A 24,450-nucleotide genomic window follows, 5' to 3' on the forward strand; every position below is an offset into this window, starting at 1 on the left:
GTCGGCGGACCACGCCACGATCGCGAAGCAAAGAAGCCCGCGGCATCACATATATCCCGGCCGCCTACGGCGCCGGAACAAGCAATCAGGAGAATTATGCGTACACCAAAGTCGCGGGCCATGCTGGCCGCGGGATCCACAGCGGTACTGCTCGCCTTGGCCGGTTGCGCGGGAAACAGCAGCGGCGACCCGGGCAATCAGGGTCCAGCCGGCACGGTCGCAATCGATGTCGGCAACGACACGAAAGTGAACCTGAAGACCGGCCAGGGCCTCAAGGTCGCTGTTTTTATCCCGGGAGTCGCCAATGAGTTCGGGTTGGAGCAGGAGCGGGCGGCGAAGGAAACTGCGAATGAACTTGGTATGGACATGACCTTATTTGACGCAGGATATGACCCGAACAAGCAGCTCAACCAAATGCAGACAGCGATGACGTCCGGAAACTTCGACGCCGCGGTAGTTATGGCCCTCGACGGCGTGATGTCCTGCAAGCTCCTCACCGAGGATTTCGCAAAGGCTAATATCCTCACGTCGATTTCAGGATCGCCCCTCTGCGACGACGGCACAGATCAGAGCGGTAAGTCAGTTGACGAGGTCTGGGTCCCGGGCACCTTGAACTTCGTGGGCAGCAACACCACCCGCGACTACGTCGACGGCTGGTTGGCGGCCGCAGCAAAGGCTAACCCGGGTAAGCAGAAGGTGGTGGCCGTACTTGGCCCGGCGGTCAACACTCAGACGCGCGTTACAGAAGCCGCAATGGCAAAGCTTGCGCAGGACAACACCGACTATTCAATTGACACGATCTACACCGACTGGACCACGACTGACGCGTACAACAAGACCCAGACATACCTGCAGGGCCATCCTGACACTACCCTCATCCTGTCTGCGTCCGCGCCCGACCTAACCCAAGGCGTCATCCAGGCCGCAAAAGACGCCGGTCTTTCCGAAAAGATCCATGTTGCGGACGTCGGTTTCGGCAAGTTCCAGATCGAACAATTAGAAGCCGGCAACGTCCAGCTCTCCACGATGCTCTTTCCTTATAACCAGATGAAGGCAAACCTCAGCTCCATCGCGGCCGCGCAACGAGGGGATGCCGGCCCCCGTTTTGTGGATGACTCGGTCATTGGCACTGCAAAGAATCCTTTTGTGGTCACGAAGGAAACGATCTCAGAACTGCCCGCCGAGCTGCGCTAACACCGCAGGTCGCCCAACCTTGGGCTGGGGCGACGTTCCCTCGAACGCCGCCCCAGCCCAGTACAGAAAGTAGACCCGGCAATGGAGCCTTCGCAATCGGACCCGGCTATCGCCGTCGCGCTTAAAGCGGTATCGAAGACCTACGGTGCCACCCGCGCATTGATCGACGTGGACGTTGAGATCCACGAAGGAACAGTACATGCACTGATCGGCGAGAACGGAGCGGGAAAGTCCACAGCCCTGGGTGCGATCGCCGGTCGCGTCGACTTTGACGGAGGTGTTGTCGAAGTCTTCGGTGAACCGCTTGAACCGGGAAACCTTCGCGCTGCACGCCGGAGCGGCGTCTCAGCCATCTATCAGGAACTGACGATCATCCCGCATCTGGATGCAGCAGCGAATGTATTTCTTGGGTCCGTCCTGTCCCGGTTAGGAGTTCTCTCCAGCCGCGAAATGCGTCGCCGCTACGTCCAGCTGTGTACCGAGCTGGACGTCAGGGTCATACCTGCGGGCGTTCCCGTAGGCACCCTCTCGGTCGCAGAGCAGCAGCTGCTCGAGATCATGCGGTCCCTGGTCATCGATCCGCGCGTCATCCTCTTTGATGAGCCGAGCGCCTCGCTCGCCGTCGAGGAGCGGGAGGCGCTCTACAAGGCGATCGAAGGGTTACGCAAGCGCGGTGTCACCATCGTGATCGTGAGCCACAACTTCGACGAGATCGAACGCCTTGCCGACTGGATAACGGTCTTCAGGAACGGCCGGGCCATCACCACGAGCAGGCGCGGGGAGAAATCCCGGGCTGAACTCGTGCGTGCGATGCTCGGTGACCAGCGGGGTGACCAGACGCTTAGCCGCGTGCTCCTGGACAAGCCGGTGGAAATACACGCCGGACCTATCGAGCCCGGCGTTGCCCCGATTCTTGAGGTGGTTGGGCTCACCGTTCCGGGAGCCATTGAAAATATCGACCTGGAAGTGAAGCCCGGGGAAATACTTGGCATCGCCGGTTTGGTAGGTTCTGGCCGCTCTACATTGCTGCGGGCGATCGCCGGTGCGGAACCCACCGCGCGGGGAACCATCCGCCTGGCGGGCGCAGAGCCTGCCTGGCCGCGGACTGTACGCGCCGCACGCAAACTCGGAATCGGGTTGATCCCTGAGGACCGCAAAGGAGAAGGGCTCGTCCTGCTCCGCAGCGCGGCGGACAACATCGCCCTCTCCAACCTTGGCTCCGCCTCAACCGGGGGCGTGATTGTCCGTAAGAAACTCCGTGCCATGGTCGCAGACGCAGCCTCCAGGCTGAACTTCCCCGTAGCCCGATTAGGTGAACGCAGCGACAGGTTCTCCGGCGGCAATCAGCAGAAGTTGCTGATGGCACGGTGGCTGTACGACCGACCCCGGGTGCTCCTCGCCGACGAGCCAACACGCGGCATCGACGTCGGCGCCAAGGGCGAACTCCTGGAAACGTTACGCCTGATGGCGGCCGAAGGCGTTGCCGTGATCATGGTCTCGTCCGAGCTTGAAGAAGTGTTGGCGGTGTCCGACCGGGTGCTCGTAATTGCCAAGGGCCACAGCATGGGGCTCCTTGAGCGGACCGGCGATCAGCAGATCGCCATGGAAGACGTACTGCAAGCAGCGTTTGGATTGAAGGAGCACGCATGAGCGCCACCATCGACCGGGACACCACCCCGGAAGGAACCGTTATTCCTGCTGTGACAGCAGGCAAAAGCCTCAACCTGCGAGAGAGAGCAGCAAGCCTCGGGATGGTCTGGGTGCTCATCATCCTCGTCATCACAGCGGTCATCCTCAATCCCCGGTTCCTCAACCCGGGAAACCTGGTCAACATCCTGACCCAGAACGCGCCCGTCGGCATTATCGCGGTAGGGATGACGTTCATCATCATCGCAGGAGGCTTTGACCTTTCGGTGGCCGCCGTCCTGGCTATCGGCGGGGTGTCCTACGCAACGCTGTCCCACATGATGCCTGCGGGGCCGGCCATACTCATCACGCTGGCGATCGGATTCCTCCTCGGCCTGATCAACGCCCTCCTCATCACCAAAGCGAAAGTGAACGCGTTTATCGCAACTCTCGCCACCGCGTCTTTGTTCAGCGGCCTGACCCTGCTGTACACAAACTCCAAACCGGTTTCCATGGCAACGGGCGGCTACGACTTCCTTTCCGACGAGGACTTCCTCGGAGCCCCGCTCTCCGTCTGGCTGCTAGCCGTCCTCGTTGCAGCAGGATGGTTCACACTTTCCAAAACCGTCTACGGCCGGGGAATCTACGCAATCGGCGGCAACAACGAAGCCGCACGGCTGGCCGGACTCCCCGTAACCTCACTGCGCGCAAGTACCTACGTGCTGACCGCCATGCTCGCCGCACTCGCCGGCATCGTCCTAGGATCGGTCATCGGCGTCGGACAGCCAGGCGTAGCCGTCGGAGTCACACTCAACTCGATCGCCATCGTCATCATCGGCGGAACTTCACTGCTCGGCGGAGAAGGCGCCATGTGGCGAACCCTCGTCGGCATCCTGATCTTCGGAACCATCAACAACGTCTTCGACATCCTCGCATTCCCGCAAGCAACACAAGAGGTCGCCCTCGGCGTGATCGTACTCGCCGCCGTATCCCTCGACGCCTACACCCGGTCACGGAAACGCTCAGGAGAAGCCTGACCTGCCGCGACAACGGCAGCTTTGCTGAAGAATCCCCTATCAGAGAAGGAATATGAATATGTCACGATTGGCCGGCAAGGTCGCCATCATTACGGGTGCAGCCAGCGGACTGGGGCTCTCCGCCCTCAAGCTCTTCGTGGCCGAAGGGGCCCGGGTACTGGCTACGGACATCTCCGCGGAGGCACTGCAGCAGGCGGTCGATGAAGTTACGGCTGATGGTGGCGAGGCAATCGCCCGCACTCACGACGTCTCTTCCGTTGAGGATTGGAATCGTGTGGTTGATGACGTCCTGCTGGAGTGGGGCACGATCGACATCCTGATCAACAATGCTGGCATTGCCCTGCCAAATGGTATTCTCGACGCCGGGCTGGAGGACTGGAACAAGGTCATGGCCATCAACGCCACCGGACCCTGGCTCGGGATGAAGAGTGTAATCCCCACCATGCAGGCCGCCGGCCACGGTTCCATTGTGAACGTCTCGTCGATCGCCGGGATTATCGGTGGTGGCGCCGGGGACGGCGGGGGCGCGGCATATTCCGCCTCGAAGGGTGCGGTCCGGTCCCTGACAAAGCACGCTGCCCAGTGGTTCGCAAAGGACAGCATCCGGGTAAACTCGGTGCATCCGGGTCCGATCGATACCGGCCTGACCCGTGGTTACGGGTTCACCAGGGAAACGCTGGCCAACCCCGGAACTGTTCCTTTGCCGCCCCACGCCGGGGAGGCCTCCGACATCGCGTACGGCATGCTCTACCTTGCCTCGGACGAGGCAAAGTTCATCACCGGAGCAGAACTAGTCATCGACGGCGGATTCATCTCTCGCTGAGGAAACCTACTCCTAGTACTACAGCGGGCCGTCATTGCCAACGAAGATGTCGCGGTATCGCTTCGACCATTCATAAACTAGCCGCCCACGACCCCGAAACGGGATCGTAGTGGATGCGGTCGACTTCAGAAGGACAAGCACATGCATGAAATCACCCTTCAACTTGACGTTCCCGCCACGATGCGCGACGGCACCATTTTGCGAGCAAACGTTTTCCGCCCTGAGGGAGAAGGTCCTTTCCCTGTTCTTCTTGCCCGCCACCCTTACGACAAGAATTTGATGGAGACCGGCCAGCTCGACGTCAGGACGTTGGTGCGAGCTGGCTACATGGTGGTCACGCAGGACTCCAGGGGTCGCTTCACTTCCGACGGCGAGTGGCATCCCTTGCAACACGAACGCGAGGATGGCTACGACACCGTTGAATGGGCGGCTTCTCTACCGGGCAGCAACGGCAGGGTGGGCATGTTTGGCCCCAGCTATCTCGGCAGCACCCAGTGGAGCGCCGCGATTGCCCGTCCCCCACATCTGGCGACCATCGTCCCTGCCACAACTTTCGCCGACCCGGACAACGGCTTACTGTTCCGAGGCGGGGCGATCGAGTTCGGAAACAACCTTTTCTGGGGACTGTTTACCGCCTTGGGCCAGATCCCGAAGGCCGGGCTCGAGGCCGACGCAATGATGAGGCAGTTGGGGACGACGTTCACCGACCTTGACGCTCTCGCCACCCGCACGTATTGGCAGCTACCGGCAGGTGCCCCTGCGGCGCTGGCGGCGACAGGTCAGCCGGACCTCGGGGTCACCCGAGCCTTGGCGGATCCCACAACCATGGAGGACACACGCGTCTCAAGCAAGTACGACGATATAGACGTTCCCACCTTGGGGTTCGCGGGCTGGTACGACCTCTTTCTGCAAGGAGACATCGACAACTACGTCGGCCTGCGGGCACGCGGCCGTACCGCTCGCCTCGTAATCGGGCCCTGGCACCATGGCAGCCTCTCATCGCCTTGGAATGGAGGCCAGGTCGGTGAAATCAACTTCGGCCTTTCCGCCCAGACCCCGGGCGGACAGACGGTCACTGATATCGAGCGAGAGTGGTACGACCACTGGCTAAAGGACATGCCCGCCACCCACGCACACGAACCCGGTGTCCTGATCTTCGTTATGGGTACGAACCAGTGGAGGTCCGAAGAGGACTGGCCGCTCGCACGGGCCAAAGACACGGCGCTGTATCTCAACGAGGACAAGACTCTGACATGGTCAGTGCCCGAGCTTGACGAGGCCGGGTCGGGCTTCACCTACGACCCGGCTGACCCCGTCATCACCCGAGGTGGAAGCATCCAAATGGCCTCCGACTTCCCCGCAGGCCCATTCGACCAGCGCGTCGTGGAGGCCCGTGACGACGTTCTGGTTTTCACCACCGATCCGCTTGAGGCTGACCTCGAGATCACCGGACGCGTGCGCGCAACCATCTTCGCCTCCACGGACGGTCCCTCCACCGACTGGGTAGTGCGGCTGTGCGAGGTCGACGCGGCTGGCATATCGCGCAATATCACCGACGGGATAACACGTGTGCATACCGAATCGGAGCGTGTCGACGAGGTCGATGTCGACCTGTGGTCGACCTCCATCGTTATAAAGGCGGGCCACTGCCTGCGCGTGCAGGTGACTTCCAGCAATTTCCCCCGCTGGGACCGCAACCTCAACACCGGGGAACCCGTGACTGAGGGCACTTCCATCCGCGTCGCACAGCAGCGGCTCTACCACGACCGCAAACGTCCCTCGCGAATCATTCTCCCGATCGTCCCCAGTGGACCGGAGAACGTATTGGCCAACCGCGAGGGTCAGTAAAGTTTGCTACCCTGGCACGCTTTCGGTGGTGGAGCCCAACGTCGTTCAGGCGAGGAGGATGCGGTGGTGGGATTGGCCTCGTTGGGCTCCAAAAGAGCGGCGAACGCCTGGACCAGGCTGAGCCCTGCGGTGATCGCCGGGCAGGAGGCGGCGAGCTGGTCGAGGCGCTCTTGCTGTCCGACGGTGAGCCTGTCCGGTCTGCTTAGAGGGAGGCGGGAAGGCAAGGCGGGGTAAGAGGTCCGGGACGCTCATCCTGGTGCGGCCCTGGTTCAGGTACGGGGTCAGCTGGTTCCCGCTGCCCTGGTAGCCCAGCTCAGGGGTCTCGCGGAGGAGCTGTTGAACCGGCCCTGGGCTCGGTCGCCCGGCGGCTGGGCAGGTGCTTCCGATACGGGTCCGCGAACGTGGGCCGGTACGGCGGGACGCGCTGGAGGCGTTCAGGCGTACAGGTCGATGACGGTGGCTAGGTACCACGGCTTGGAGCCCTTGATCAGCAGGTAGGTCATGTCCCCGACGTAGCGCTGGTTCGGGGCCGAAGCAGTGAAGTCCCGGCCCAGGATGTCCGGGATCCTTGCCGCGGCCGGGCCGGGGACGGTGGTGCAGTGCCGGATCCCCGAGAGGCGAACAAGAGCGAACAAGGCGGCGAAAAAGACTCTCACCCCGCAGCGGGCCGTCGCTTCGGTGTACCGAAAGCCCTCCTTGCTCGTGATACACGATTAGCAGAGAGACCGTCTCCTCGTACACCCGGCAAGCAAGGTTGGAATGAGCGTTTCCGTGCCGGGGTCGTCGTTATCCCATATCCGGATGTCGCCATGGCTTGACGGAATCTACATGGGGGGAAGAGAAAGGTCCACCGAGAGGGCAGCAAGGACCACGATATCGACGAGTTGCCCCAGCCCAGATGCTAGCTGGCAAGGTGTACCTTCCCGGAAACGGCGTAACAGCCTGAGCGCTGGTTCTCACTGGTCGTAGACAGGGGCGGGTTCTCCCTGGAGTTCGCGGACGACGACGGCCGTGGGCATGCCAGAGGTTGCACCGAGGGACTGCGTCGAGAGGGACGCCTGGCAGACCGCCCTGTTCGCGGCATGAGGAGGGACTCGCCCTTGGTCAGGGCGTTACCGAGGACTCCCACGAAAGTGTCGCCGGCGCCAGTGGTGTCCACCACATTCACCGAGGGCGCTGGGATCTGGGTCGACTCTCCGCTGAGCCAGATCAGGGCGCTTCGACCTCCGAGAGTTACGACGAGGAAGGTCGGCGCCTTTCGTCCGGCCATGGCCCCCCAAGCAGAGCCGGGTTCTCTGGGACGCGCTGGCCGAAGATGACCTCGAACGCGCCTTCGTTAACGAACATCACATCGCACCAGCACCAGGAGTTCCGTGTCGAGCGCTCGGGCCCGCGCGGGGTTGAGCACAAAGATCCCCCTCGACCGCTGCGCAGCTCTGCGAATTACGTCCAGCGGCACTTCAGGCGAGCACTTCGGCTGCTTCTGCGGCAGCTTCGGCTGCTTCCGTGACGCTGTGGGGACTCACCGTCGCGTTGGCCTCGCTGACGACGACGATCGAGTTTTCGGCAGTTGCGGGCGAAGTTCTGTCACAGTTCTGCTGGGATCCGAAACCCGCCTTGTCTGCCATCGCCACAAGCGGGGCCCCGAACCGCTAGTTCGGGGGCCCCGCGTTGTTAAATCTCGAGGTCGAGGATGGCAATGTCGGTGTTTTTGCGGAACTCGAGGATGAACATGGCCACCTCCATGTGGGTGGGGTCGGCCGAGAACACTTCCAGGGCGGCGCGGTCATCGAGCTCGGCGACGAGGCCGAAGTCGAAGTTTCCTTCGATACCTATGTCGATGCCTGCCTTTAAAGAGCGCAGGCCGGGGATGACACCGACGAGTGCTTCAAGTCGATCGATGGCCTCCTGCACGCGCTTCGCCGGTGTGCCTTCGATGACGCGGAATAAAACGATGTGTCGGATCATGGTGTCTCCTTTACTGGGCGGCGTGGCCGCCGTCGATGATGATGTCGGCGTCGGTTCCGGTCACGAACCCGCGGCTCGGCGAGGAAGAGCACGCGGTAGGTGATGTCGATCGGATCGGCGCCGAAGATCGGGATCTTCGAGAGGACCGCGTCGGCGGTTTCCTTCGACATGGCTTCTATAATGGGGGTGCGGGTGAGCCGCGATCGGACCGTATTCAGGCGGACGTCGGCCTTGGCAACGTCCAGCGCGATCTTCTTCGTGATCGCGCGCAGAGCATCCTTGGTAGACGAAAATGCCGCTGGGCCACCGCTGACATTTCCCACGAGACCGGCTGCAGACAAGATCTTGACGATCCAACCCGTGCCGTTCTTCTTCATCTCGGCATCGCAGCTTCCGAGCGGTGTGCCGAGGATGTTGACGTTGAGGATGCGGATCGTCTCGTCGGGGTCGATGTCCCACACATCCCGTGTTTGGCCGGTGTTGATCAGGGTGTCCACCTTGCCGGACGCCTCAGCGGCCTTTGGAACGCAGTCGACGCAGTCGCTCTCCGTGACGATGTTGTGCTTGAGCCCGACGACTGCCTTGGATCCAGCCGCTCCATTTGATCTCTGCGACCGTCTCTCTAACAGCGCGTGAGGTCTGTGGCGACGACCTTCGCGCCCTAAAGGCGAAGAGGTTAGCCTCAAACTTGCCTTGTCCGCCGGCCGCTCCTGTGATGATTACGGCCTTCCTGTATAGACGTCCCCTGATGTTGGCCCTGTTTTTGGCAGACGCTAATTATGTGCTGCGCGGTTGATCGCGACAGTTTCGTCCAGAGGCGGCATCTTCTCGAAAGAGCCGAAGTACTCGATGAGACGGTCACGCGTGATCGTCGCCTTGTCTTTCTCGGCCGCGGCAATAGCCTTGGCGAGGTCTTCCAGGCCGAGCTCGGTGCAGTAGGCCGGGGTGCCGGGCTGCTGGCGCCACGAGTCGGCAATTACGCCGGCGTCGAAGGGGTCAAAGCCGGTGTCGTCAACGAGGCCCATGACCGTAGCGCGGGCCTCGGCGGAGTCCGCAGCGACAGGGATTGCAATTCGGCCAGGAGATCCTGCGGGGAGTCCCTTGGTCTGCTGGGTACCGGCGAGTGCTGCATTCCATGCCTTAACCACGGGGCGCCCGAGCTGCTCCTGGCTCCATTCGCTCTCGATCTGTCCGTTGTCTACTGCCTCAACCGGGCCCATCATGTAGGGGTAATAGTTCGACGTGTCGACCACGATCGTGTCCCTAGACACACTGGCCAGGAGATCTGCGAGATCCCGCTGTACCGAGAACGGGACCGCCAGCACGATTACGTCGCGGTCCGTGACCGCGGCGTCCATCTCGGCAGCACGCGCGCCGGCGGCGAGGACTTCTTCAGCGACGACTTCCGGTCCGCGGGCGTCAGCGACGAGAACGTCGTGTCCTGCTTCGCTGAGACGACGTGCGAGGTTGCCGCCGATAGCTCCAGCGCCGATAACTGTGATCTTCATAGGTGTTTCCTTCGTTGGTTGGTCCCACACGACAGGTGCGGACCGGATGTACACTCATCCGTGTACAAGAAGCCTAGCAGATGTACGCCTAAATGTGTACATCTATGGTCTGGGATGGATCGCCACCCGATGGATAGGGCAACCACGCCGGCCAGTCGCTTGGCGAATACCCTCATGACCCCGCCTGAGGAGGATCTCAACCTCTTTGCCGTGTCCGCGCTGAGCGACCCCACCCGGCGCGCGATCATCGAGTCCATCAACCAGGAGCCCGGCACCGGACGCAGCGGCTCCGACTTCGGCGTGCCCGGCATCGCCGGAGCAAGTCTGGGCAACACCAGACCTCCACAAAAACGAGGAGAAATACCAATGAAAGAAAGAAGCTACAACCCCCGGATATCGTCATCGTCGGCAGCGTCAACCTAGACATCGGGTGTATCCAAGAAGTCTCACTCGGCCACTGTGACTGACAAACTCCTCACGGTCACCAACCTGAGACAGTTTTTGCTGAGACGCAACTTTAAGACATCGCCACCCTCAGAATTCCGCGGACCGGAGCTCGCGAAGGTACCAGTAGCCGTCGAAAAGCTGTTGATTTCCAAGTCGCTCCAGAGCGGAAGCCAGGCGCCAGTCGCCATCCGCAGCCCCACTCGCTTGCCGTTAGGAATGCGGGCGCGCCATACAACCCCCACAGGAGGGGACACGTGCGCAACAGCGCATGGAGCCTTCCGGGTGCGATTCTTAGTGACTCGAAGGTGAATCGGTCTTGGAACTCGCGTCCGCGGCGATTACCAGGTCCAACAGACCAGGGAAGCGTCGGTCGAGCTCCTCTCTGCGGAGCCAGTTCCTGTGCCGATTGCCCTGGGCTTCTTGCTTGATGACGCCTGCCTCTCGAAGAACGCGCCAGTGCCGGGTCAGTGCCGATTTCGAAACGCCGAAGTCCGACCTGCTGCACGCCTCTCCAGGCGCTGCGGCAACCATTTCCACGATCGCGCGGCGGGTGGGGTCGACGAGCGCAGACATCACCGCGAACAGGTCCAGGTCTTGTTCGTCCGGCATGGTCAACGGGTTTGCTAAGCGACTTGCCACAGCATCATTCCTCCCTGTAACCGAAATCATGTACACGTCTCCGCGTACATCGTGTTACGCTTTTTTTATGTACATGACTTAGTGTACATCCCATGGTGCTCTCCATGGGATCCTGCGACAAAGGAACCCAGATGAAGATTACTGTTATCGGCGCCGGAGCTATCGGCGGAAACCTTGCACGCCGATTGAGTGAGGCCGGCCACGATGTGAACGTGGCCGATGCTCGTGGACCCGAGGCTATTGCCACCGAGGTCGTCGCCGCGGGCGCACATGCCGTAGAACTCGATAGTGCAGTGGAGGACCGTGACGTGGTCATCCTGTCGGTTCCGTTCTCCGTCCAGCCCAAGCTCACCGATCTGCTGACCAAGGCACCCGCGGACGCGATCATCGTTGACACATCGAACTACTACCCATCCATGGTCGGGCCGGTAGCAGCCGTCGACGCCGGTCAGGTCGAAAGCGCATGGAGCCAGGAACAGCTCGGTCGTCCCGTGGTGAAGGCATGGAATGCAACACTGCCCGGTACCCAGCAGACCAAGGGACTCCCCGCAGGATCTCCTGGCCGAATTGCAATCCCTGTCGCTGCGGACTCCGCCGAGGCTCGCGCGACGGTCATGGGCCTCGTTGACGACACCGGCTTTGACCCCTTCGACGCCGGCGTAATTGCCGACTCGTGGCGCCAGCAGCCCGGCACCCCGGCCTACTGCACCGAGCTCGGCCTGGAAGACCTCGCCAAGGCTATTGCCGCGGCCGAGAAAGACAAGGCGACGATCACGCGTGACCAGCTGGGCGAGCGCTTCGCTTCACTCGAGGCAATGCCCTCGTTAGACGAGACGGTCGCTATCAACCGTTCGGCACACGAGTGAATCTCGAGAGCCTGAATAGGCAGGGGGCGCTGCGGCTAGCCGGATCATAAGCCCTCGCACGATTCCGGGACGATCCTTCGTCCGATCACTTCGACGTCGCCCCACATTCCTGGCCGGCGATCCTAATGCCGCGCTCATCTCCTGGCTGGAACCCGGCCCGGACGCATCCGAGTGCGACCCCGCCGACAAACGAGCGGCCATAGAGCCGCGTGGCTCGTCATTGGCGAGACCATATTGAGAGAACAGAGAAACATCACATGTCACGCTTAAAAGGCAAGGTTGCCATCATCACCGGAGCTGCCAGCGGTATCGGTCTTGCCACCGCCCAGCTCTTTGCCGCCGAGGGGGCCAGCGCCGCTTACTCGGCTTCAAAGGGTGCGGTGCGATCCCTGACCAAGCACGCGGCAAACTATTTCGCCGGTGACAGTATCCGGGTGAACTCCGTCCACCCGGGGCCCATTTACACGAACCTCATCAAGAACTATGGCGTCACCAAAGAACAGGCTGCGGATGCCGCCAACGCGATTCTGCCGCCGCACATCGGCGAGGCATCAGACATCGCTTACGGCATCCTGTATCTCGCGTCCGACGAGGCCGGATTCGTCACCGGTGAGGAACTGATCATCGACGGCGGCTACGCCGCCCACTAGACCGGAACCCCGGGAAAGTCCCGCGTCGGGGCGCTCTCCCGGGGTGCCAGAGGTGTTTTTCGGCCTGTGGAGTAAGTCGCGGTCAGAACTGTCGCGCGGCGACGTCGGGGCGGTGTGAAGCGGCGAGTAGCTCCCCGAGGCGTTCTGCGGAGACAGGCGCTCCGGGGTCCCCGAGGTAGTCCCGCTTCATGCCTTCCAGGTCGGCGGCGTAGATCGGGGTGTAGGCACCGGAGTCCGGTTCGAAGCGCCATGACTCAGCGAGCGTTCCGGCGTCGATGGTGTCGAAGCCGAGGGCGTCCACGATCGCCGCGACCCGCGTCTTGGCCTCGTCGTTGTCACCGGCGATTGCCAGCGCGGTCCGGGGAGTGGAGTGCGCGAGGTTCGGGATGTGGTGGAAGAGGATGTTGTTGAAGGCCTTGACGATCACCGTGTTCGGAAGGAGCGACTGCTCGTACTCTGCGGTCGTGTTCTCGAGGGAGTCCAGCTGCTCGATGCGGCCTTCGCGGTGGGGGTAGTAGTTCCCGGTCGAGAGGATCGTTTTCCCGGCGAAGGCCTCCACAGGCAGGTTCGAGTAGGCGGCCAGCGGCACGGCCAGGACCGGGATGTCGCCGAACTCAACTGCGGCGCGGACGTCGCCGGCCTGCGCCCGAGGGCCGAGCTCTTCGATCAGGCCGGCAAGTGTCTCCGGTCCTCGCGAGTTTGCGATGAGGACCTCGTAGCCGGCCCTTACGGCCAGTCGGGCTATGGCGGCTCCGATCGATCCGCTGCCGATGATTCCGATTCGGTTCATGGTGTTCTCCTAATGCCTACCGTTCAATGGTTTGACGTTCTAGTCGGCGGTTGTCGCTGACACCCCGCCTGTGTGGGACGAGTTCAGTTCCCACCCGTTCCTGGTGATACCGGCCAGGGCCGCGGCGGATGCGCCATCGGCCAAAGCCGCTCCGCGGACCCAGCTCGTGGCCAGTGCCACCAAGAAGAGATCCCGTGCCCGAATCTCCTTCCGGGCACTTCCATCTCGTTGTGCGGCGTGCAGGAACTCCTCGGTTGTTGTGATGAATCCTTCGCACGTAACTGCGAGCGGGGATGTGCTGGTGGCCGCCGCAGCGCGGAGGGGGTCGGGCAGCCCGTCGAACGCGGCTGCCCACTCGGTTAGCGCTTCGAGCCAGCCGTCGAGGGCGTCGGCCGTGTTAGCCGCCTGGGTGCGGAGCTCGTCCCGGCGGGACATCAGCGCCTCATCGCGCGCGGCGAGCAAGGCCGCGAGCAGAGCTTCCCGGTTGGGGAAATGCCGGTACAGGGTTCCCGCGCCGACGCCTGCTTGTTTCGCGATCGCGTCGAGCGAGCCGCCCACTCCGTGCTTGGAGAAGTACTGCTCGGCGGTGTCGAGGATGTGATCTCGGTTGCGTCGGGCATCAGCCCGCGGGGCGCGGGCGCTGCTCGTAGCGGTCCTGGACATAACGGTTGCCTCACTTTTGACAAAACGGGGAGCGTCTCCGTATAGTCGTTCACCTAATGGGAGACACTCTCCACTATAGAGCACACTGCAGGCGACCGATGGCATGTCCCCACATTCCGGCTCGGTCGACCCACTGTGATGACCGGGTGTCGTCGCCTCCAAATCAGCCTCTCAATGAACGGAATGCAGCTATGTCAGATACCTCCACCGCATCGCTTCCCCAGGTGACGCATACTCACCGGCAGGAGGTCGACGCGCGCAATCGGCTCGCAATCGGGGTACTGCTTGCATCAACGTTTGTCGTCATCCTGAACGAGACGATCATGAGCGTCGCACTTCCTCACCTCATGGACGGTTTCGACATCGAGGCAAGCGCGGCGCAGTGGCTCACCACCGCCTTCCTCCTCACCATGGCGGTCGTGATTCCGATCACCGGCTTCTTGTTGCAGCGCGTCAGTACCCGCGCGATCTACATCAGCGCCATGTCGTTGTTCAGTGTCGGCACACTCATCGCGGCCATCGCGCCCGGCTTTGAGATCCTGGTCGCCGCACGTGTCGTGCAGGCCATGGGCACGGCGATCATGATCCCGCTGCTTTTCACCACCGTGCTCACCCTCGTCCCGGCAGAGCGACGCGGTCGCGTGATGGGCAACATCTCGATCGTGATCTCCGTCGCCCCCGCGGTCGGCCCGACCGTATCGGGCCTCATCCTAAGTGCGCTGAGCTGGCGCTGGATGTTCATCATCGTGCTGCCGGTCGCCGTGCTCGCTCTCGTGGCCGGGGTCCTGCGCATCCCCAACGTCAGCGAGCCGCGCAAGACCCCGCTCGATTACGTGTCGGTCGTTCTTTCGGCCATCGGCTTCGGCGGGCTCGTTTTTGGCCTCAGTCACATCGGCGAGACCGAGGCCGGAATCTCCAGCCCGACCAGCTGGGCGCCCCTCGCCATTGGCGCAGCAGGGATCGCGCTTTTCATCCTGCGCCAGCTGCAGCTGCAACGCAGAGACCGCGCACTGCTTGACCTGCGCACCTTCGCAAGCTCGGGCTTCACCCTCGCGATCGCGGTGATCGCGATCTACACGACCATACTGTTTGGCACTCTCACGCTGCTGCCGATCTACACGCAGAACGTGCTCGAACTCGACGCCCTGACCACCGGTTTGCTGATGCTGCCCGGCGGACTTGTGATGGGGTTCCTCGCGCCGTTCGTCGGGCGCCTCTATGACAAGGCCGGCCCGACCGTGCTCGTTGTTCCGGGCTCGATCATCGTCAGCGGTGCGCTGTGGTTCATGACGACGCTGGGCGCTGGGTCGAGCATCGTCACGGTCCTCGTCGCCCACATCGTGCTGAGTATCGGCCTGGCCCTCGCGTTCACCCCGTTGTTCACCTCGGGGCTCGCATCGCTCAGCCCGCAGTTCTACTCCCACGGCAGCGCCACCGTCAGCACCGTACAGCAGCTCGCCGGCGCGGTCGGCATCGCGGTGTTTATCACGGTGATGACCGCGACATCGACACCGCGAATCGAAGACGGGGCCAGCGTTATCGCGGCCACGGCCGACGGCATCCACGCCGCGTTCCTCTGCGGCGCGATCCTCTCGCTCATCGCAATCCCGCTCGCGTTCTTCATCCGCAAGCCCGCCTCCAGCGGCGCCCCGGTGCCCGTCGGGCACTGAGCATCACTCCCGTCTGCTCCGAAACAACTGCGATCATCCGATAGGGAAGATATCGACAATGCAAACCTCATCAGCCGCTACTATGCGTCACTCCTTCGCCGCCTACCCCACCGGGATGGCACTTATTGCCGCCGAGGTTCACGGCCAGAACGAGGCGATGCTCGCGAACTCCTTCACCAGCGTTTCTCTGGACCCGCCACTCGTCTCCATGGCGTTTACCCATACCTCGACCACCTGGCCCCGGCTTCGCCGAGCGCAGGAGTTGGGTATCACGATTCTGGGAGAGTCCCACCTCGCCCTCGTGTCTCAGCTTCGCTTGTCCGGCCCCGCCCGGCTCGACGGCATCACTCTGGATCACGCCACCGCCCAGGCACGCACCCTGCCGCAGGCGGCAGCCACCTTTGTCGTTCGGCCCCACCAGCATGTGCCGGCTGGTGACCACGAGCTCGTACTCTTCGAAGTCATCGACCACCAGCGCTACGACGACATGAGCCCCCCTGACCTTTTATAACCGCCAGGTCGCCGTGCTCCAGCGCGAGAGAGAGTAGACGATGTCCCGTAAGAAGATGCATCTGGCCGCAGCAAGTGCCACTCCCTACGGCGCCAGCCCGTACGCGTGGTTGGAACCCGGGGTCGATCTCCACGACTACGACAACATTCACGTCCTGGTGCGCGCCGCTCAGGCTGCCGAACGTGGCATGTTCGATTTCCTTTTCCTCGGCGACTTCCTCGCGCAGACCCAGCGCAGTGAGGCGCACGCGCCGAACCAGACCCTCGAGCCGACCATCGTGGCCACCGCCATCGCCCTGGCTACCGAGCGGATCGGTCTCGTCACCACGGTCAGCGCCACCTTCCAGGAGCCCTACAACATCGCGCGCGTGCTCAAGTCCCTCGACGTCGTTTCCGGCGGGCGCATGGGCTGGAACGCCGTGACCACCTCCTCACCTCAGGCCGCCGCGAACTTCGGGCGCGCGATCGAGGACCGTGACACTCGCTATGCCCGGGCCGACGAGGTCGTTCAGATCGTCCAGGCGCTCTGGGGGAGCTGGGAAGAGGATGCCTGGATTGGCGACCAGCAGTCCCGGAGGATCACCGACCTGTCCAAAATCTCGCCCGTGAACCTCAGAGGAACTTACGTCTCCTCCCGCGGCCCACTGGAGATCCCGCCCTCCAAGCAGGGCCAGCCGGTCATGGCCCACGCCGGCACGAGCCCGCACAGCCTCGCCTTCGCCGGCCGCTACGCCGACATCCTGATCAGTGAGGTCTTCACCATAGAGGAGGCTCGGCACCAGCGCGCCGCAGTGCGCCGCGCCGCCGAATCTGCCGGTCGTAGCCCTGACGACGTCAAGTTCTTCGTCGGGGTGATGCCCACCATCGCGGCGACCCACGCGGAGGCTCTTGCTCGACGCGGAAAGCTGATCGAGCCCGACATCGAGCAGCAGGTGCGCCATCTCGGCCAGCTTCTCGGCCTGCCGTTGGGGCCAAGGGACCTTGACGCCCCGTTGAGTGCGGATCAGCTGGCTGTTGCGTACGCAAATCCTGGTGACCCGCGATCGCCCAGAGCGCTTGAGGTCGCCAAGGAAGGCTGGACCGTGCGTCAGGTGCTCCACCACGCCGTCATCGATTACCACCCTTCCCCTATCGGTCCCCCCGAGGTGATCGCCGATCACCTGCAGGAATGGTTCGAAGCTGATGCCGCGGACGGCTTCTGGGTCATCCCCGGTGTTATTCCCGAGGGCATGGACTCCTTCGTCGACGGAGTCATTCCGATCCTGCAGCAGCGCGGCCTGTTCCGCACCGAGTACGAAGGCGAGACACTCCGCGAAAATCTCGGCGTCGACCACCAGTACGGCCCGCAGCGCCGACCCCAGACTCCCTAACAACGGGTCCGCCTACACAGCCCACATCTAGAGCGCACCCGACAGCAACGACAGCTCAGATTTACACACGGAGAGAAAACATCATGACCAGACAGATGCTCATCGGCCTGCACTTGGGTAACGGGTACGGAAACCTGCCTGGCGCCTGGCGCGCCCAAGGAGTCGATCCCACAAGCTATACGAGCTTCGACGCGAAAGTTCGGCACGCCCAAGCCGCCGAGCGCGGAAAACTCCAATTCCTGTTCCTCCCCGACGGCCCCACCCACGTCGGCGACATCGCGAACGAGCCACCCAACTTCAACCTCGACGTCATGGTCACCTTGGCAGCGATCGCCCGCGAAACCAGCCATATCGGCCTCGTCGCCACCGGCTCCACCACCTTCAACGAACCGTTCAACCTTGCCCGACAGTTCAAAGCACTCGACGTCCTAAGTCACGGACGGACGGGATGGAACGCCGTCACGTCCAGCGGCGAAGACGTCGCCGCCAACTACGGCCAACATATTCCGTCCAGCCCGGAACGCTACGGAAGAGCACACGAGACCGTCCAGCTCGTGCAGGCCCTCTGGGGCAGCTGGGGCCAGACCGCCTGGGTGCACGACAAGGCCACGGGCCGCTTCGCCGACCCGGAGCAGGTCGCACCGATCAACCTTGGTGGCGAACACGTCGCCTCCCGCGGGCCCCTGTACATTCCTCCGTCCGAGCAGGGGCAACCCGTCATCTTCCACGCCGGAGGCAGTCCGAACGCCCACGAGTTCGCCGGACGCTGGGCCAACGCCGTCATCGGAGCGGCCTTCACGATCGACGATGCCCGTGCACAGCGCGCCGCGTTCCGTGAAGCGGCCAAACGTGCCGGACGGAACCCGGACGAAATCAAGTTCTTCGCCGGCCTGATGACCACGATCACCCCCGCTAAGCGAGAAGGCCTCGATCGCCGCATCACATTGAGCGGACGAACGTTCCCTCAACGCGCGGCGTATCTCGGGAGAATGCTCGGCCTGTACCTTGATCCCGCACACCTAGATGAACCACTCTCCGCTGCGCAGTTGTCCGAAGCTCGACCATCACCGGCCGACCCCCGCTCGATCCACGCACTGAAGATCGCGCGTGAAGGCTGGACCGTCCGCGACATACTCGCGCACGGCGTCATCGACTACCACCCCGTCATCGTCGGTCCTGCAGCCGAAGCCGCCAACCACATGCAGGAATGGTTCGAATCCGACGCCGTCGACGGCTTCTGGGTATCCCCGGACATTTATGACAGCGGAGTCGATGCCTTCGTCGACAGCGTGGTGCCGATCCTCCAAGACCGAGGTCTGTTCCATCGGGACTATGACGGCGCCACCCTGCGCGATCATTTGAACATCCCAGCCCAATATGGCGTCGACCCGCGAGTGACACGGTGATGCGGATCACCCGCCGACTTCACGATCGACGATTCGTGGTGCGCCTCTTGCCTAACGGGAGTGACTGGCCAAGTTATTGGCGGTCTCGCCCCGGAGTTTCCATCCAGTTGAGGCACCCCTAAGCTGACACACGGTCCCCTGCCGGGTCCTCTGAACAACCGGAATTGATCTACATTTGAACTCGAAGTCGAGTCCGCCCACCTACAGCCGGGGGCAATTCTCATTAGTTTTTCACCGCTACTGTTGCCAGAGAGCTACTCCAACGGCTCCCAACTTCCAGCCGTGGACAACCTGAATTGACCCCAGCCGTGGACGGATCAGAGTCGCCACAAGTTCCGGCCGCGTGATCGAAGATGTTCGCCGCGAAGACGAGGTTTACGCCCGCTGGTCCTACGAATTCAACCTCAGGCACTCCCAGCGCTTTCCGCACTCCCATCGACGCTGGATCACGTTGGGCACGGCATCATTGTTCCCGCTGTTCCTTGAAGAAGCCCATGTATGACGTTCGGGACGCGTTTTCGCCTGGTGGTGGCCATGTCGAAACAAGTCACCGCCAAGCCAACTTATGGCTGCCGGCAGGAAGGTGCCTCAGCGTCAACGATGAGCAGGGGCAACATCGCTCCGCTGGGCTAACGACCGGAATTCAGCGCAGGCGTGCGATCAACCGTTCCACCAGACTCAATGGCACCGTCGATGTAGCCCAGTTCCGTGAGGTTTTACATCTCTGGCTGAATAGTCCGTGCGGTACAAGGGCAGTTAGAAGTAGCCTGTTCCTGAACATCGGCGAATATCAGGCAGTGTTCTCCAGGGTTACACCTTGGACGTTCTCGCGTTCCTCCAGGGCTCCGGTTACTGAGGCTGTGAGGCTGTTGGCGATGTGGGTCCGGGCGAGTTCGGCTGCGCCAGGGCCATCGCCGGAGGCGACAAGTTCAAGGATCTGGTGGTGCTGGTTAAGGTCGATGGTGCGGGGTTCATCACCGGAGGGAAGTTCCAGGCCGAGGCGGCGGTAGCGGTCGGACTTGTCCCACAGGTCGTCGAGGAGCTTGATCATGCTGGTGTTGTGGGAGGCGGCGTAGACGGCCCGGTGGAAATCGCGGTGTGCCGTGATGGCGTCCTCGCCCCAGACCCGGGTGACCGGCAGCAATCTCTCCGCTGCAATCCGCATGGCGACGATGTCAGCTTCGGTCCGGCGGTGTGCCGCCAGCTCGGTCGCTGACGGCTCCAGGGAGAGTCGGACTTCGAGCAGTTCGCGGGCCTCTGCAGCGCTCACGTCAGCCACACGGGAGTCCCGGTGGGTATCCATGATGATCAGGCCCTCGCTTGAGAGTCGACGGATCGCTTCGCGCAGGGGCGTGATGCTCATCTGCATCTTGTCCGCCAGTTCGTACTGGGAGACGCGTGAGCCGGGTGCAAGGCCGCCAGAGAGGATCATTTGGCGTAGTTCGCTGTACGCCAGACTGCCCTTACTGGAAAAGACGTTCGTGGTGCTCATCTGAAGCTCCAAATCTCTCACTAACGGTGGAGCCGCCCTGCTCCCATCCACATCTTATAAGAAATTCCCTCCGAAGACTTGTGCGGCCCGTCACCCGCCGCTAACCTTGAGTGCAGGTCTTATAAGATATTCGCCCTACGGGCTACGTGCCCCTTACAACCTCGGGTTGACTTCAACCAAGGATCTTATAAGAAATAAGACACCAAGTAGGAGAGTTTCAAAGATGAAAATCGTTTCCGCCCACGTTGGCACCATCCCCATCAGTTCCTCGATCCGGAACGCCTTCATTGACTTCACCAAGATGGACTGCACGATCATCGCGCTCGTCTCCGATGTGTTCGTCGACGGCAAGCCCCTGGTTGGCTACGGCTTTAACTCCAACGGCCGCTACAACGCCACGGGCATCCTGAAAGACCGCATCCTGCCGCGCATCATGGATGCCCCGTCCGAGGACCTTCTGGACGAAAGCGGCCAGCTTTCGCCGGAAAAGGCGTGGGACCTGATGATGTCCAACGAGAAGCCCGGCGGCCATGGTGAGCGCTCGGTCGCTGTCGGTGTTGCAGACATGGCCCTGCACGACCTTGCCGCCAAGATCGCCGGCGTCCCGCTATACCGGTGGATCTCGGACCACTACGGTGACGGCAACCCGGACAAGGACGTCTTCGTCTACGCCGCCGGCGGCTACTACGCTCCCGGCAAGAGCCTGGAGGACCTGCAGAACGAAATGCGCGGCTTCCTGGCAAAGGGCTACGACGTGGTCAAAATGAAGATCGGCGGCGCCGACCTGGCCGAAGACCTCCGCCGCATCGAAGCCGTGATCGAGGTCCTCGACGGCGACGGCTCCCGCCTGATGGTGGACGTCAACGGCAAGTTCGACCTGGAGACGGCGCTGGAATACGGCAAAGCCATCGACCAGTACGGACTGTTCTGGTACGAGGAAGTCGGCGACCCGCTGGACTACGCCCTGAACGCCACCCTCTCCGAGCACTACAAAAACCCGATCGCCACCGGAGAAAACCTCTTCTCCCTCCAGGACGCCCGCAACCTGATCCGCTACGGCGGCATGCGCCCGGACCGCGACTTCATCCAGGTCGACCCGGCCCTGAGCTACGGCCTGACCGAATACCGCCGGATCCAGGACATGCTCGCCCAGCACGGCTGGTCCTCCCGCCGCTGCATCCCGCACGGCGGACACCAGTTCTCCCTGCACATCGCCGCAGCCCTCAAGCTCGGCGGAAACGAATCCTACCCGGGCGAGTTCCAGCCCACCGGCGGCTTCACTGACGACGCTGTCATCGTCAACAGCCGCGTGGCCCCGGGCGATTTGCCGGGCATCGGGCTTGAAGGTAAGGCCGAGTTCTACAAGGTCCTGCGCGAACTGCACAGCTAACCACTCCGGTAGTGCCCCGGTCCCGGGCAGTATCACTGCCCGGGACCGCACCTCTCAAATTTTCTCTGTCTGTCGTGCAAAGGAGCACCCAAGATGTCGTCCCACACCATGCAGAACCCGCAACTTTCCGCCCACCCGCCCAGGCAGCGCTCCCGGTTCGGCCGGCTGATGCGCGAACTCTGGTTTCAAGTCGTCCTGGGCGCCGTCCTGGGCATCGCCGTCGGCTTCCTCCTCCCCGAAGTTGGTAAACAGCTCACCCCGCTCAGCGACTGGTTCATCGCCCTGGTGAAGATGATCGTCATCCCGGTGGTGTTCTGCGTTGTTTCCCTTGGCATCGCGTCCATGGACAGCCTGCGCAAGGCCGGCCGCATCGGTGTGAAGGCACTGGGCTACTTCCTCGCCCTGTCCCTGCTGTCGATGCTCATCGGCCTCGTTGTCGCAAACGTATTCCGTCCCGGCGACGGCATGAACATCGACCCGTCCCAGCTGGACTCCAGCAAAGTTCCCGCCAAGGCCAGCGAAGGCTTCGACGGCATCGAGTTCGTCAACAACATCATCCCCGAATCCCTGTTTGGCGCCCTGACAGGCCACACCATCATCGCCGCACTGATGGTCTCCATCATCTTCGGTGCCGCAATGAATGTCTCCGGTGAAGCCGGCGCCTTCTTGACCAAGGGCATCCAGGCCCTGTCCACGGTCATCTTCAAGATCGTCAACTGGGTCATGCGGCTTGCCCCCATCGGCACCTTCGGTGCACTGGCCGCCGTGGTGGCCAACTACGGCACCCAAAGCCTGCAGCAACTCGGTTACCTCGTCCTGCTGTTCACCGGAACCTGCATCGTGTACGTCCTGGTGGTCCTGGGTGTCATCGCCCGTAGCTGCGGATTGAACATCTTCACAGTCATGCGGTACTTCAAGGCAGAACTGCTGATCGCCCTGAGCACCTGCTCCAGCGAAGCGGTCCTTCCGCAGCTGATCAAGAAGCTCGAAGCGATGGGGGTTGGAAAATCCACCGTCGGCATCGTCATCCCGTCCGGATTCTCCTTCAACCTCGACGGCTCCGCCGTCTACCTCACCATGGCCTCCGTGTTCCTGGCCCAGGCCGTCGGCATGGACCTCTCCTGGGAACAGCAGCTGGTCATGGTCGGCGTCATGATGCTCACCAGCAAAGGCACCGCAGGAATTGCAGGCGGCGCATTCATCGTCCTGGCCAGCACCCTGAGCTCCGTCGGCGGCATCCCCCTGGCCGCTCTCGCCCTCATCGTCGGCATCGACCGCCTCCTGAACGAAGGACGGGTGTTCATCAACGTCCTGGGCAACGTGATGGCAGCCGTCGTCGTCGGCAAATGGGAGAAGGACTACGACCCCGAACAGGCCCGCGAAGCCCTGCACGCCGCAGGCCAGAAGAAGAAGGAAATCGAAGCAAAGACACCGACCGCTGTGGAAGCGGACAAGGTTGACGTCCACTAACACCGCAGCATGCAGGGCCGCCGCACACCGCGGCGGCCCTGCCCCGTGTGAACCGTAAACCCACAGCCGCTGACGGCAGCGCCTCCGCACGAACCAAATTAGGAGCCCACCTGCATATGGCCGCCCGCATCCTGATCACCACCGACTACCTCCACCCGGGAGATACCGTTGACCAGCTCCTGCGCGAACACGGTCTGGAACCCGTCTACGCACCCTCCCGGGGCCCACGGACCATTGAGGAACGCCGCTCGTTGTTCGACGGCATATCCGGAGCGATCCTCGCCAGCGAACCGGTCACCACCGACATGCTCACCGGCGCCGCATCCCTGAAAGTCATCGCACGCAGCGGCGTAGGGTATGACTCCATCGACATCCAGGCCGCGGCCGCACAAGGAATCAGGGTCTGCAACGCCCCCGGAACAAACCACCACTCCGTCGCCGAACTCACCATCGGACTGATCATCATGACCGCACGCCGCCTCCTGGAGGTCACGACCGCGGTACGCCAAGGACACTGGCCCCGCGAAGCCGGCAACGAACTGCGCGGCTCCACCCTCGGCATCATCGGCTACGGCCCCAGCGGACGCGCCACCGCAAACCTCGGCATCGCCCTCGGCATGACCGTTATGGTCAGCACCATCCACCCCGACCTCGACAGCACTTCGGTCCAGTTCACCGACCTCGACACCGTCATTCGCGAGGCCGACTACCTCTCCCTGCACACCCGCGCAGGCCAAAGCACCGGCAAACTCATCGACGCGCCCCGGCTAAAGGCGATGAAACGCACCGCCGTTCTCATCAACACAGCCCGCGGCTCCCTCGTTGACGAAGAAGCCCTGGCCAAAGCACTGTACGACGGCACCATCGCCGCAGCAGCCCTGGACGTGCTCGAGACCGAACCCCTGCCCACCGACAGCCCCCTCCGGGGCCTGGACAACGTGCTCATCACCTCCCACCTCGCCGGACAAACCATCGAGGCACGGGAGCGGGCCGGCCTGGCAGCAGCCCAGGCTGTCATCGACGTCCTCGAAAACCGCGAACCGGCACACCCTGTCGACCGCTAACACCAAACACAACTCACCG

At 62.7% G+C, this 24,450-nt stretch carries 25 protein-coding genes and 1 pseudogene; 16 read left to right on the forward strand and 10 right to left on the reverse strand.

What is annotated here, in order from left to right; all coding sequences use genetic code 11:
• Window positions 1–96 precede the first annotated feature (96 nt).
• From GK109_RS01250 to GK109_RS01270, 5 genes are all read left to right on the forward strand, one after another.
• Window positions 97–1,194, forward strand: coding sequence for a sugar ABC transporter substrate-binding protein (locus GK109_RS01250; RefSeq protein ID WP_104997677.1), 1,098 nt, complete (start codon window positions 97–99; stop codon window positions 1,192–1,194).
• Between the two features lie 81 nt (window positions 1,195–1,275).
• Window positions 1,276–2,844, forward strand: coding sequence for a sugar ABC transporter ATP-binding protein (locus GK109_RS01255; protein ID WP_157238391.1), 1,569 nt, complete (start codon window positions 1,276–1,278; stop codon window positions 2,842–2,844).
• Window positions 2,841–3,857, forward strand: a complete 1,017-nt coding sequence (locus GK109_RS01260; protein ID WP_157238392.1) for an ABC transporter permease — start codon at window positions 2,841–2,843, stop codon at window positions 3,855–3,857. Before GK109_RS01255 ends, GK109_RS01260 begins: the two co-directional genes overlap by 4 nt.
• Before the next feature lie 58 nt (window positions 3,858–3,915).
• Window positions 3,916–4,680, forward strand: a complete 765-nt coding sequence (locus GK109_RS01265; RefSeq protein ID WP_157238393.1) for an SDR family NAD(P)-dependent oxidoreductase — start codon at window positions 3,916–3,918, stop codon at window positions 4,678–4,680.
• A gap of 141 nt (window positions 4,681–4,821) precedes the next feature.
• Window positions 4,822–6,528, forward strand: a complete 1,707-nt coding sequence (locus GK109_RS01270; protein WP_104997673.1) for a CocE/NonD family hydrolase — start codon at window positions 4,822–4,824, stop codon at window positions 6,526–6,528.
• A 443-nt stretch (window positions 6,529–6,971) separates the two neighbouring features.
• On the opposite strand, the pseudogene GK109_RS01275 reads toward GK109_RS01270, so the two are convergent.
• The 6 genes and pseudogenes from GK109_RS01275 to GK109_RS01300 form a co-directional block, all read right to left on the reverse strand.
• A pseudogene (locus tag GK109_RS01275) lies at window positions 6,972–7,124 on the reverse strand (IS3 family transposase); the annotation flags it as partial.
• A 305-nt stretch (window positions 7,125–7,429) separates the two neighbouring features.
• Window positions 7,430–7,798, reverse strand: coding sequence for a PfkB family carbohydrate kinase (locus tag GK109_RS22290; RefSeq protein ID WP_157238395.1), 369 nt, complete (start codon window positions 7,796–7,798; stop codon window positions 7,430–7,432).
• A gap of 190 nt (window positions 7,799–7,988) precedes the next feature.
• Window positions 7,989–8,156 (reverse strand): hypothetical protein, encoded by a 168-nt coding sequence (locus GK109_RS01285; protein WP_157238396.1) that lies wholly within the window; start codon window positions 8,154–8,156, stop codon window positions 7,989–7,991.
• Window positions 8,157–8,202: 46 nt separating this feature from the next.
• A complete protein-coding gene (locus GK109_RS01290; RefSeq protein ID WP_104997670.1) occupies window positions 8,203–8,496 on the reverse strand; it encodes a Dabb family protein in 294 nt (97 codons plus the stop codon).
• The gene (locus tag GK109_RS01295; RefSeq protein WP_157238397.1) at window positions 8,493–9,182 is read right to left on the reverse strand and encodes an SDR family NAD(P)-dependent oxidoreductase; all 690 of its coding nucleotides are present in this window, start codon (window positions 9,180–9,182) and stop codon (window positions 8,493–8,495) included. Before GK109_RS01295 ends, GK109_RS01290 begins: the two co-directional genes overlap by 4 nt.
• 87 nt (window positions 9,183–9,269) lie before the next feature.
• Window positions 9,270–10,058 (reverse strand): NADPH-dependent F420 reductase, encoded by a 789-nt coding sequence (locus GK109_RS01300; protein WP_370460304.1) that lies wholly within the window; start codon window positions 10,056–10,058, stop codon window positions 9,270–9,272.
• 120 nt (window positions 10,059–10,178) lie between these two features.
• On the opposite strand from GK109_RS01300, the gene GK109_RS01305 reads away from it, so the two are divergent.
• Window positions 10,179–10,427 carry a hypothetical protein gene (locus GK109_RS01305; protein WP_157238399.1) on the forward strand — a complete coding sequence of 83 codons (249 nt, stop codon included), beginning with the start codon at window positions 10,179–10,181 and terminating at the stop codon, window positions 10,425–10,427.
• Window positions 10,428–10,742: 315 nt separating this feature from the next.
• On the opposite strand, the gene GK109_RS01310 is transcribed toward GK109_RS01305, so the two are convergent.
• A complete protein-coding gene (locus GK109_RS01310; RefSeq protein ID WP_197432538.1) occupies window positions 10,743–11,060 on the reverse strand; it encodes a helix-turn-helix transcriptional regulator in 318 nt (105 codons plus the stop codon).
• 161 nt (window positions 11,061–11,221) lie between these two features.
• Between GK109_RS01310 and GK109_RS01315 the strand changes: the two genes are divergently transcribed.
• Both GK109_RS01315 and GK109_RS01320 read left to right on the forward strand, forming a co-directional pair.
• A complete protein-coding gene (locus GK109_RS01315; RefSeq protein WP_157238400.1) occupies window positions 11,222–11,956 on the forward strand; it encodes an NADPH-dependent F420 reductase in 735 nt (244 codons plus the stop codon).
• A gap of 257 nt (window positions 11,957–12,213) precedes the next feature.
• Complete coding sequence (locus tag GK109_RS01320; RefSeq protein ID WP_157242503.1) at window positions 12,214–12,606, forward strand: SDR family oxidoreductase; 393 nt, start codon at window positions 12,214–12,216, stop codon at window positions 12,604–12,606.
• Between the two features lie 82 nt (window positions 12,607–12,688).
• Here the strand turns inward: GK109_RS01320 and GK109_RS01325 are convergent, their stop codons facing one another.
• Complete coding sequence (locus GK109_RS01325) at window positions 12,689–13,396, reverse strand: NADPH-dependent F420 reductase (RefSeq protein ID WP_157238401.1); 708 nt, start codon at window positions 13,394–13,396, stop codon at window positions 12,689–12,691.
• Window positions 13,397–13,435: 39 nt separating this feature from the next.
• Window positions 13,436–14,059, reverse strand: coding sequence for a TetR/AcrR family transcriptional regulator (locus GK109_RS01330; protein WP_157238402.1), 624 nt, complete (start codon window positions 14,057–14,059; stop codon window positions 13,436–13,438).
• A gap of 191 nt (window positions 14,060–14,250) precedes the next feature.
• On the opposite strand from GK109_RS01330, the gene GK109_RS01335 reads away from it, so the two are divergent.
• The 5 genes from GK109_RS01335 (at window position 14,251) to GK109_RS01355 (ending at window position 19,517) form a co-directional block, all read left to right on the forward strand.
• On the forward strand, window positions 14,251–15,729 hold the full coding sequence (locus tag GK109_RS01335; protein WP_157238403.1) for an MDR family MFS transporter: 1,479 nt from the start codon (window positions 14,251–14,253) through the stop codon (window positions 15,727–15,729).
• 82 nt (window positions 15,730–15,811) lie between these two features.
• On the forward strand, window positions 15,812–16,240 hold the full coding sequence (locus GK109_RS01340) for a flavin reductase family protein (RefSeq protein WP_255428796.1): 429 nt from the start codon (window positions 15,812–15,814) through the stop codon (window positions 16,238–16,240).
• 40 nt (window positions 16,241–16,280) lie between these two features.
• Window positions 16,281–17,609 carry an NtaA/DmoA family FMN-dependent monooxygenase gene (locus GK109_RS01345; protein ID WP_157238405.1) on the forward strand — a complete coding sequence of 443 codons (1,329 nt, stop codon included), beginning with the start codon at window positions 16,281–16,283 and terminating at the stop codon, window positions 17,607–17,609.
• 83 nt (window positions 17,610–17,692) lie between these two features.
• On the forward strand, window positions 17,693–19,015 hold the full coding sequence (locus GK109_RS01350; RefSeq protein WP_157238406.1) for an NtaA/DmoA family FMN-dependent monooxygenase: 1,323 nt from the start codon (window positions 17,693–17,695) through the stop codon (window positions 19,013–19,015).
• 343 nt (window positions 19,016–19,358) lie between these two features.
• Window positions 19,359–19,517 carry a hypothetical protein gene (locus tag GK109_RS01355; RefSeq protein ID WP_157238407.1) on the forward strand — a complete coding sequence of 53 codons (159 nt, stop codon included), beginning with the start codon at window positions 19,359–19,361 and terminating at the stop codon, window positions 19,515–19,517.
• Window positions 19,518–19,805: 288 nt separating this feature from the next.
• Here GK109_RS01355 and GK109_RS01360 read toward each other — a convergent pair whose 3' ends face one another.
• Window positions 19,806–20,507: a GntR family transcriptional regulator gene (locus tag GK109_RS01360; RefSeq protein ID WP_157238408.1), complete on the reverse strand. Its 702-nt coding sequence runs from the start codon at window positions 20,505–20,507 to the stop codon at window positions 19,806–19,808.
• 223 nt (window positions 20,508–20,730) lie between these two features.
• Here GK109_RS01360 and GK109_RS01365 point away from each other — a divergent pair, with 223 nt between their 5' ends.
• The 3 genes from GK109_RS01365 (at window position 20,731) to GK109_RS01375 (ending at window position 24,431) form a co-directional block, all read left to right on the forward strand.
• A complete protein-coding gene (locus GK109_RS01365; protein ID WP_157238409.1) occupies window positions 20,731–21,897 on the forward strand; it encodes a mandelate racemase/muconate lactonizing enzyme family protein in 1,167 nt (388 codons plus the stop codon).
• Between the two features lie 93 nt (window positions 21,898–21,990).
• Window positions 21,991–23,367, forward strand: coding sequence for a cation:dicarboxylate symporter family transporter (locus tag GK109_RS01370; RefSeq protein WP_197432381.1), 1,377 nt, complete (start codon window positions 21,991–21,993; stop codon window positions 23,365–23,367).
• A 116-nt stretch (window positions 23,368–23,483) separates the two neighbouring features.
• Window positions 23,484–24,431 (forward strand): phosphoglycerate dehydrogenase, encoded by a 948-nt coding sequence (locus GK109_RS01375; protein WP_157238410.1) that lies wholly within the window; start codon window positions 23,484–23,486, stop codon window positions 24,429–24,431.
• The last annotated feature ends 19 nt before the right edge of the window (window positions 24,432–24,450 follow it).

The sequence above is a fragment of the Pseudarthrobacter sp. GA104 genome (assembly GCF_009741265.1).
GTDB lineage: Bacteria > Actinomycetota > Actinomycetes > Actinomycetales > Micrococcaceae > Arthrobacter.

Excerpts from the sequence above, each read along its gene's own strand:
- GK109_RS01250 (WP_104997677.1), top strand. The coding sequence starts at position 97 with ATGCGTACACCAAAGTCGCGGGCCATGCTGGCCGCGGGATCCACAGCG.
- GK109_RS01255 (WP_157238391.1), top strand. The coding sequence starts at position 1,276 with ATGGAGCCTTCGCAATCGGACCCGGCTATCGCCGTCGCGCTTAAAGCG.
- GK109_RS01260 (WP_157238392.1), top strand. The coding sequence starts at position 2,841 with ATGAGCGCCACCATCGACCGGGACACCACCCCGGAAGGAACCGTTATT.
- GK109_RS01265 (WP_157238393.1), top strand. The coding sequence starts at position 3,916 with ATGTCACGATTGGCCGGCAAGGTCGCCATCATTACGGGTGCAGCCAGC.
- GK109_RS01270 (WP_104997673.1), top strand. The coding sequence starts at position 4,822 with ATGCATGAAATCACCCTTCAACTTGACGTTCCCGCCACGATGCGCGAC.
- GK109_RS22290 (WP_157238395.1), bottom strand. The coding sequence starts at position 7,798 with ATGGCCGGACGAAAGGCGCCGACCTTCCTCGTCGTAACTCTCGGAGGT.
- GK109_RS01285 (WP_157238396.1), bottom strand. The coding sequence starts at position 8,156 with ATGGCAGACAAGGCGGGTTTCGGATCCCAGCAGAACTGTGACAGAACT.
- GK109_RS01290 (WP_104997670.1), bottom strand. The coding sequence starts at position 8,496 with ATGATCCGACACATCGTTTTATTCCGCGTCATCGAAGGCACACCGGCG.
- GK109_RS01305 (WP_157238399.1), top strand. The coding sequence starts at position 10,179 with ATGACCCCGCCTGAGGAGGATCTCAACCTCTTTGCCGTGTCCGCGCTG.
- GK109_RS01310 (WP_197432538.1), bottom strand. The coding sequence starts at position 11,060 with ATGCCGGACGAACAAGACCTGGACCTGTTCGCGGTGATGTCTGCGCTC.
- GK109_RS01315 (WP_157238400.1), top strand. The coding sequence starts at position 11,222 with ATGAAGATTACTGTTATCGGCGCCGGAGCTATCGGCGGAAACCTTGCA.
- GK109_RS01320 (WP_157242503.1), top strand. The coding sequence starts at position 12,214 with ATGTCACGCTTAAAAGGCAAGGTTGCCATCATCACCGGAGCTGCCAGC.
- GK109_RS01325 (WP_157238401.1), bottom strand. The coding sequence starts at position 13,396 with ATGAACCGAATCGGAATCATCGGCAGCGGATCGATCGGAGCCGCCATA.
- GK109_RS01330 (WP_157238402.1), bottom strand. The coding sequence starts at position 14,059 with ATGTCCAGGACCGCTACGAGCAGCGCCCGCGCCCCGCGGGCTGATGCC.
- GK109_RS01335 (WP_157238403.1), top strand. The coding sequence starts at position 14,251 with ATGTCAGATACCTCCACCGCATCGCTTCCCCAGGTGACGCATACTCAC.
- GK109_RS01340 (WP_255428796.1), top strand. The coding sequence starts at position 15,812 with ATGCGTCACTCCTTCGCCGCCTACCCCACCGGGATGGCACTTATTGCC.
- GK109_RS01345 (WP_157238405.1), top strand. The coding sequence starts at position 16,281 with ATGTCCCGTAAGAAGATGCATCTGGCCGCAGCAAGTGCCACTCCCTAC.
- GK109_RS01350 (WP_157238406.1), top strand. The coding sequence starts at position 17,693 with ATGACCAGACAGATGCTCATCGGCCTGCACTTGGGTAACGGGTACGGA.
- GK109_RS01360 (WP_157238408.1), bottom strand. The coding sequence starts at position 20,507 with ATGAGCACCACGAACGTCTTTTCCAGTAAGGGCAGTCTGGCGTACAGC.
- GK109_RS01365 (WP_157238409.1), top strand. The coding sequence starts at position 20,731 with ATGAAAATCGTTTCCGCCCACGTTGGCACCATCCCCATCAGTTCCTCG.
- GK109_RS01370 (WP_197432381.1), top strand. The coding sequence starts at position 21,991 with ATGTCGTCCCACACCATGCAGAACCCGCAACTTTCCGCCCACCCGCCC.
- GK109_RS01375 (WP_157238410.1), top strand. The coding sequence starts at position 23,484 with ATGGCCGCCCGCATCCTGATCACCACCGACTACCTCCACCCGGGAGAT.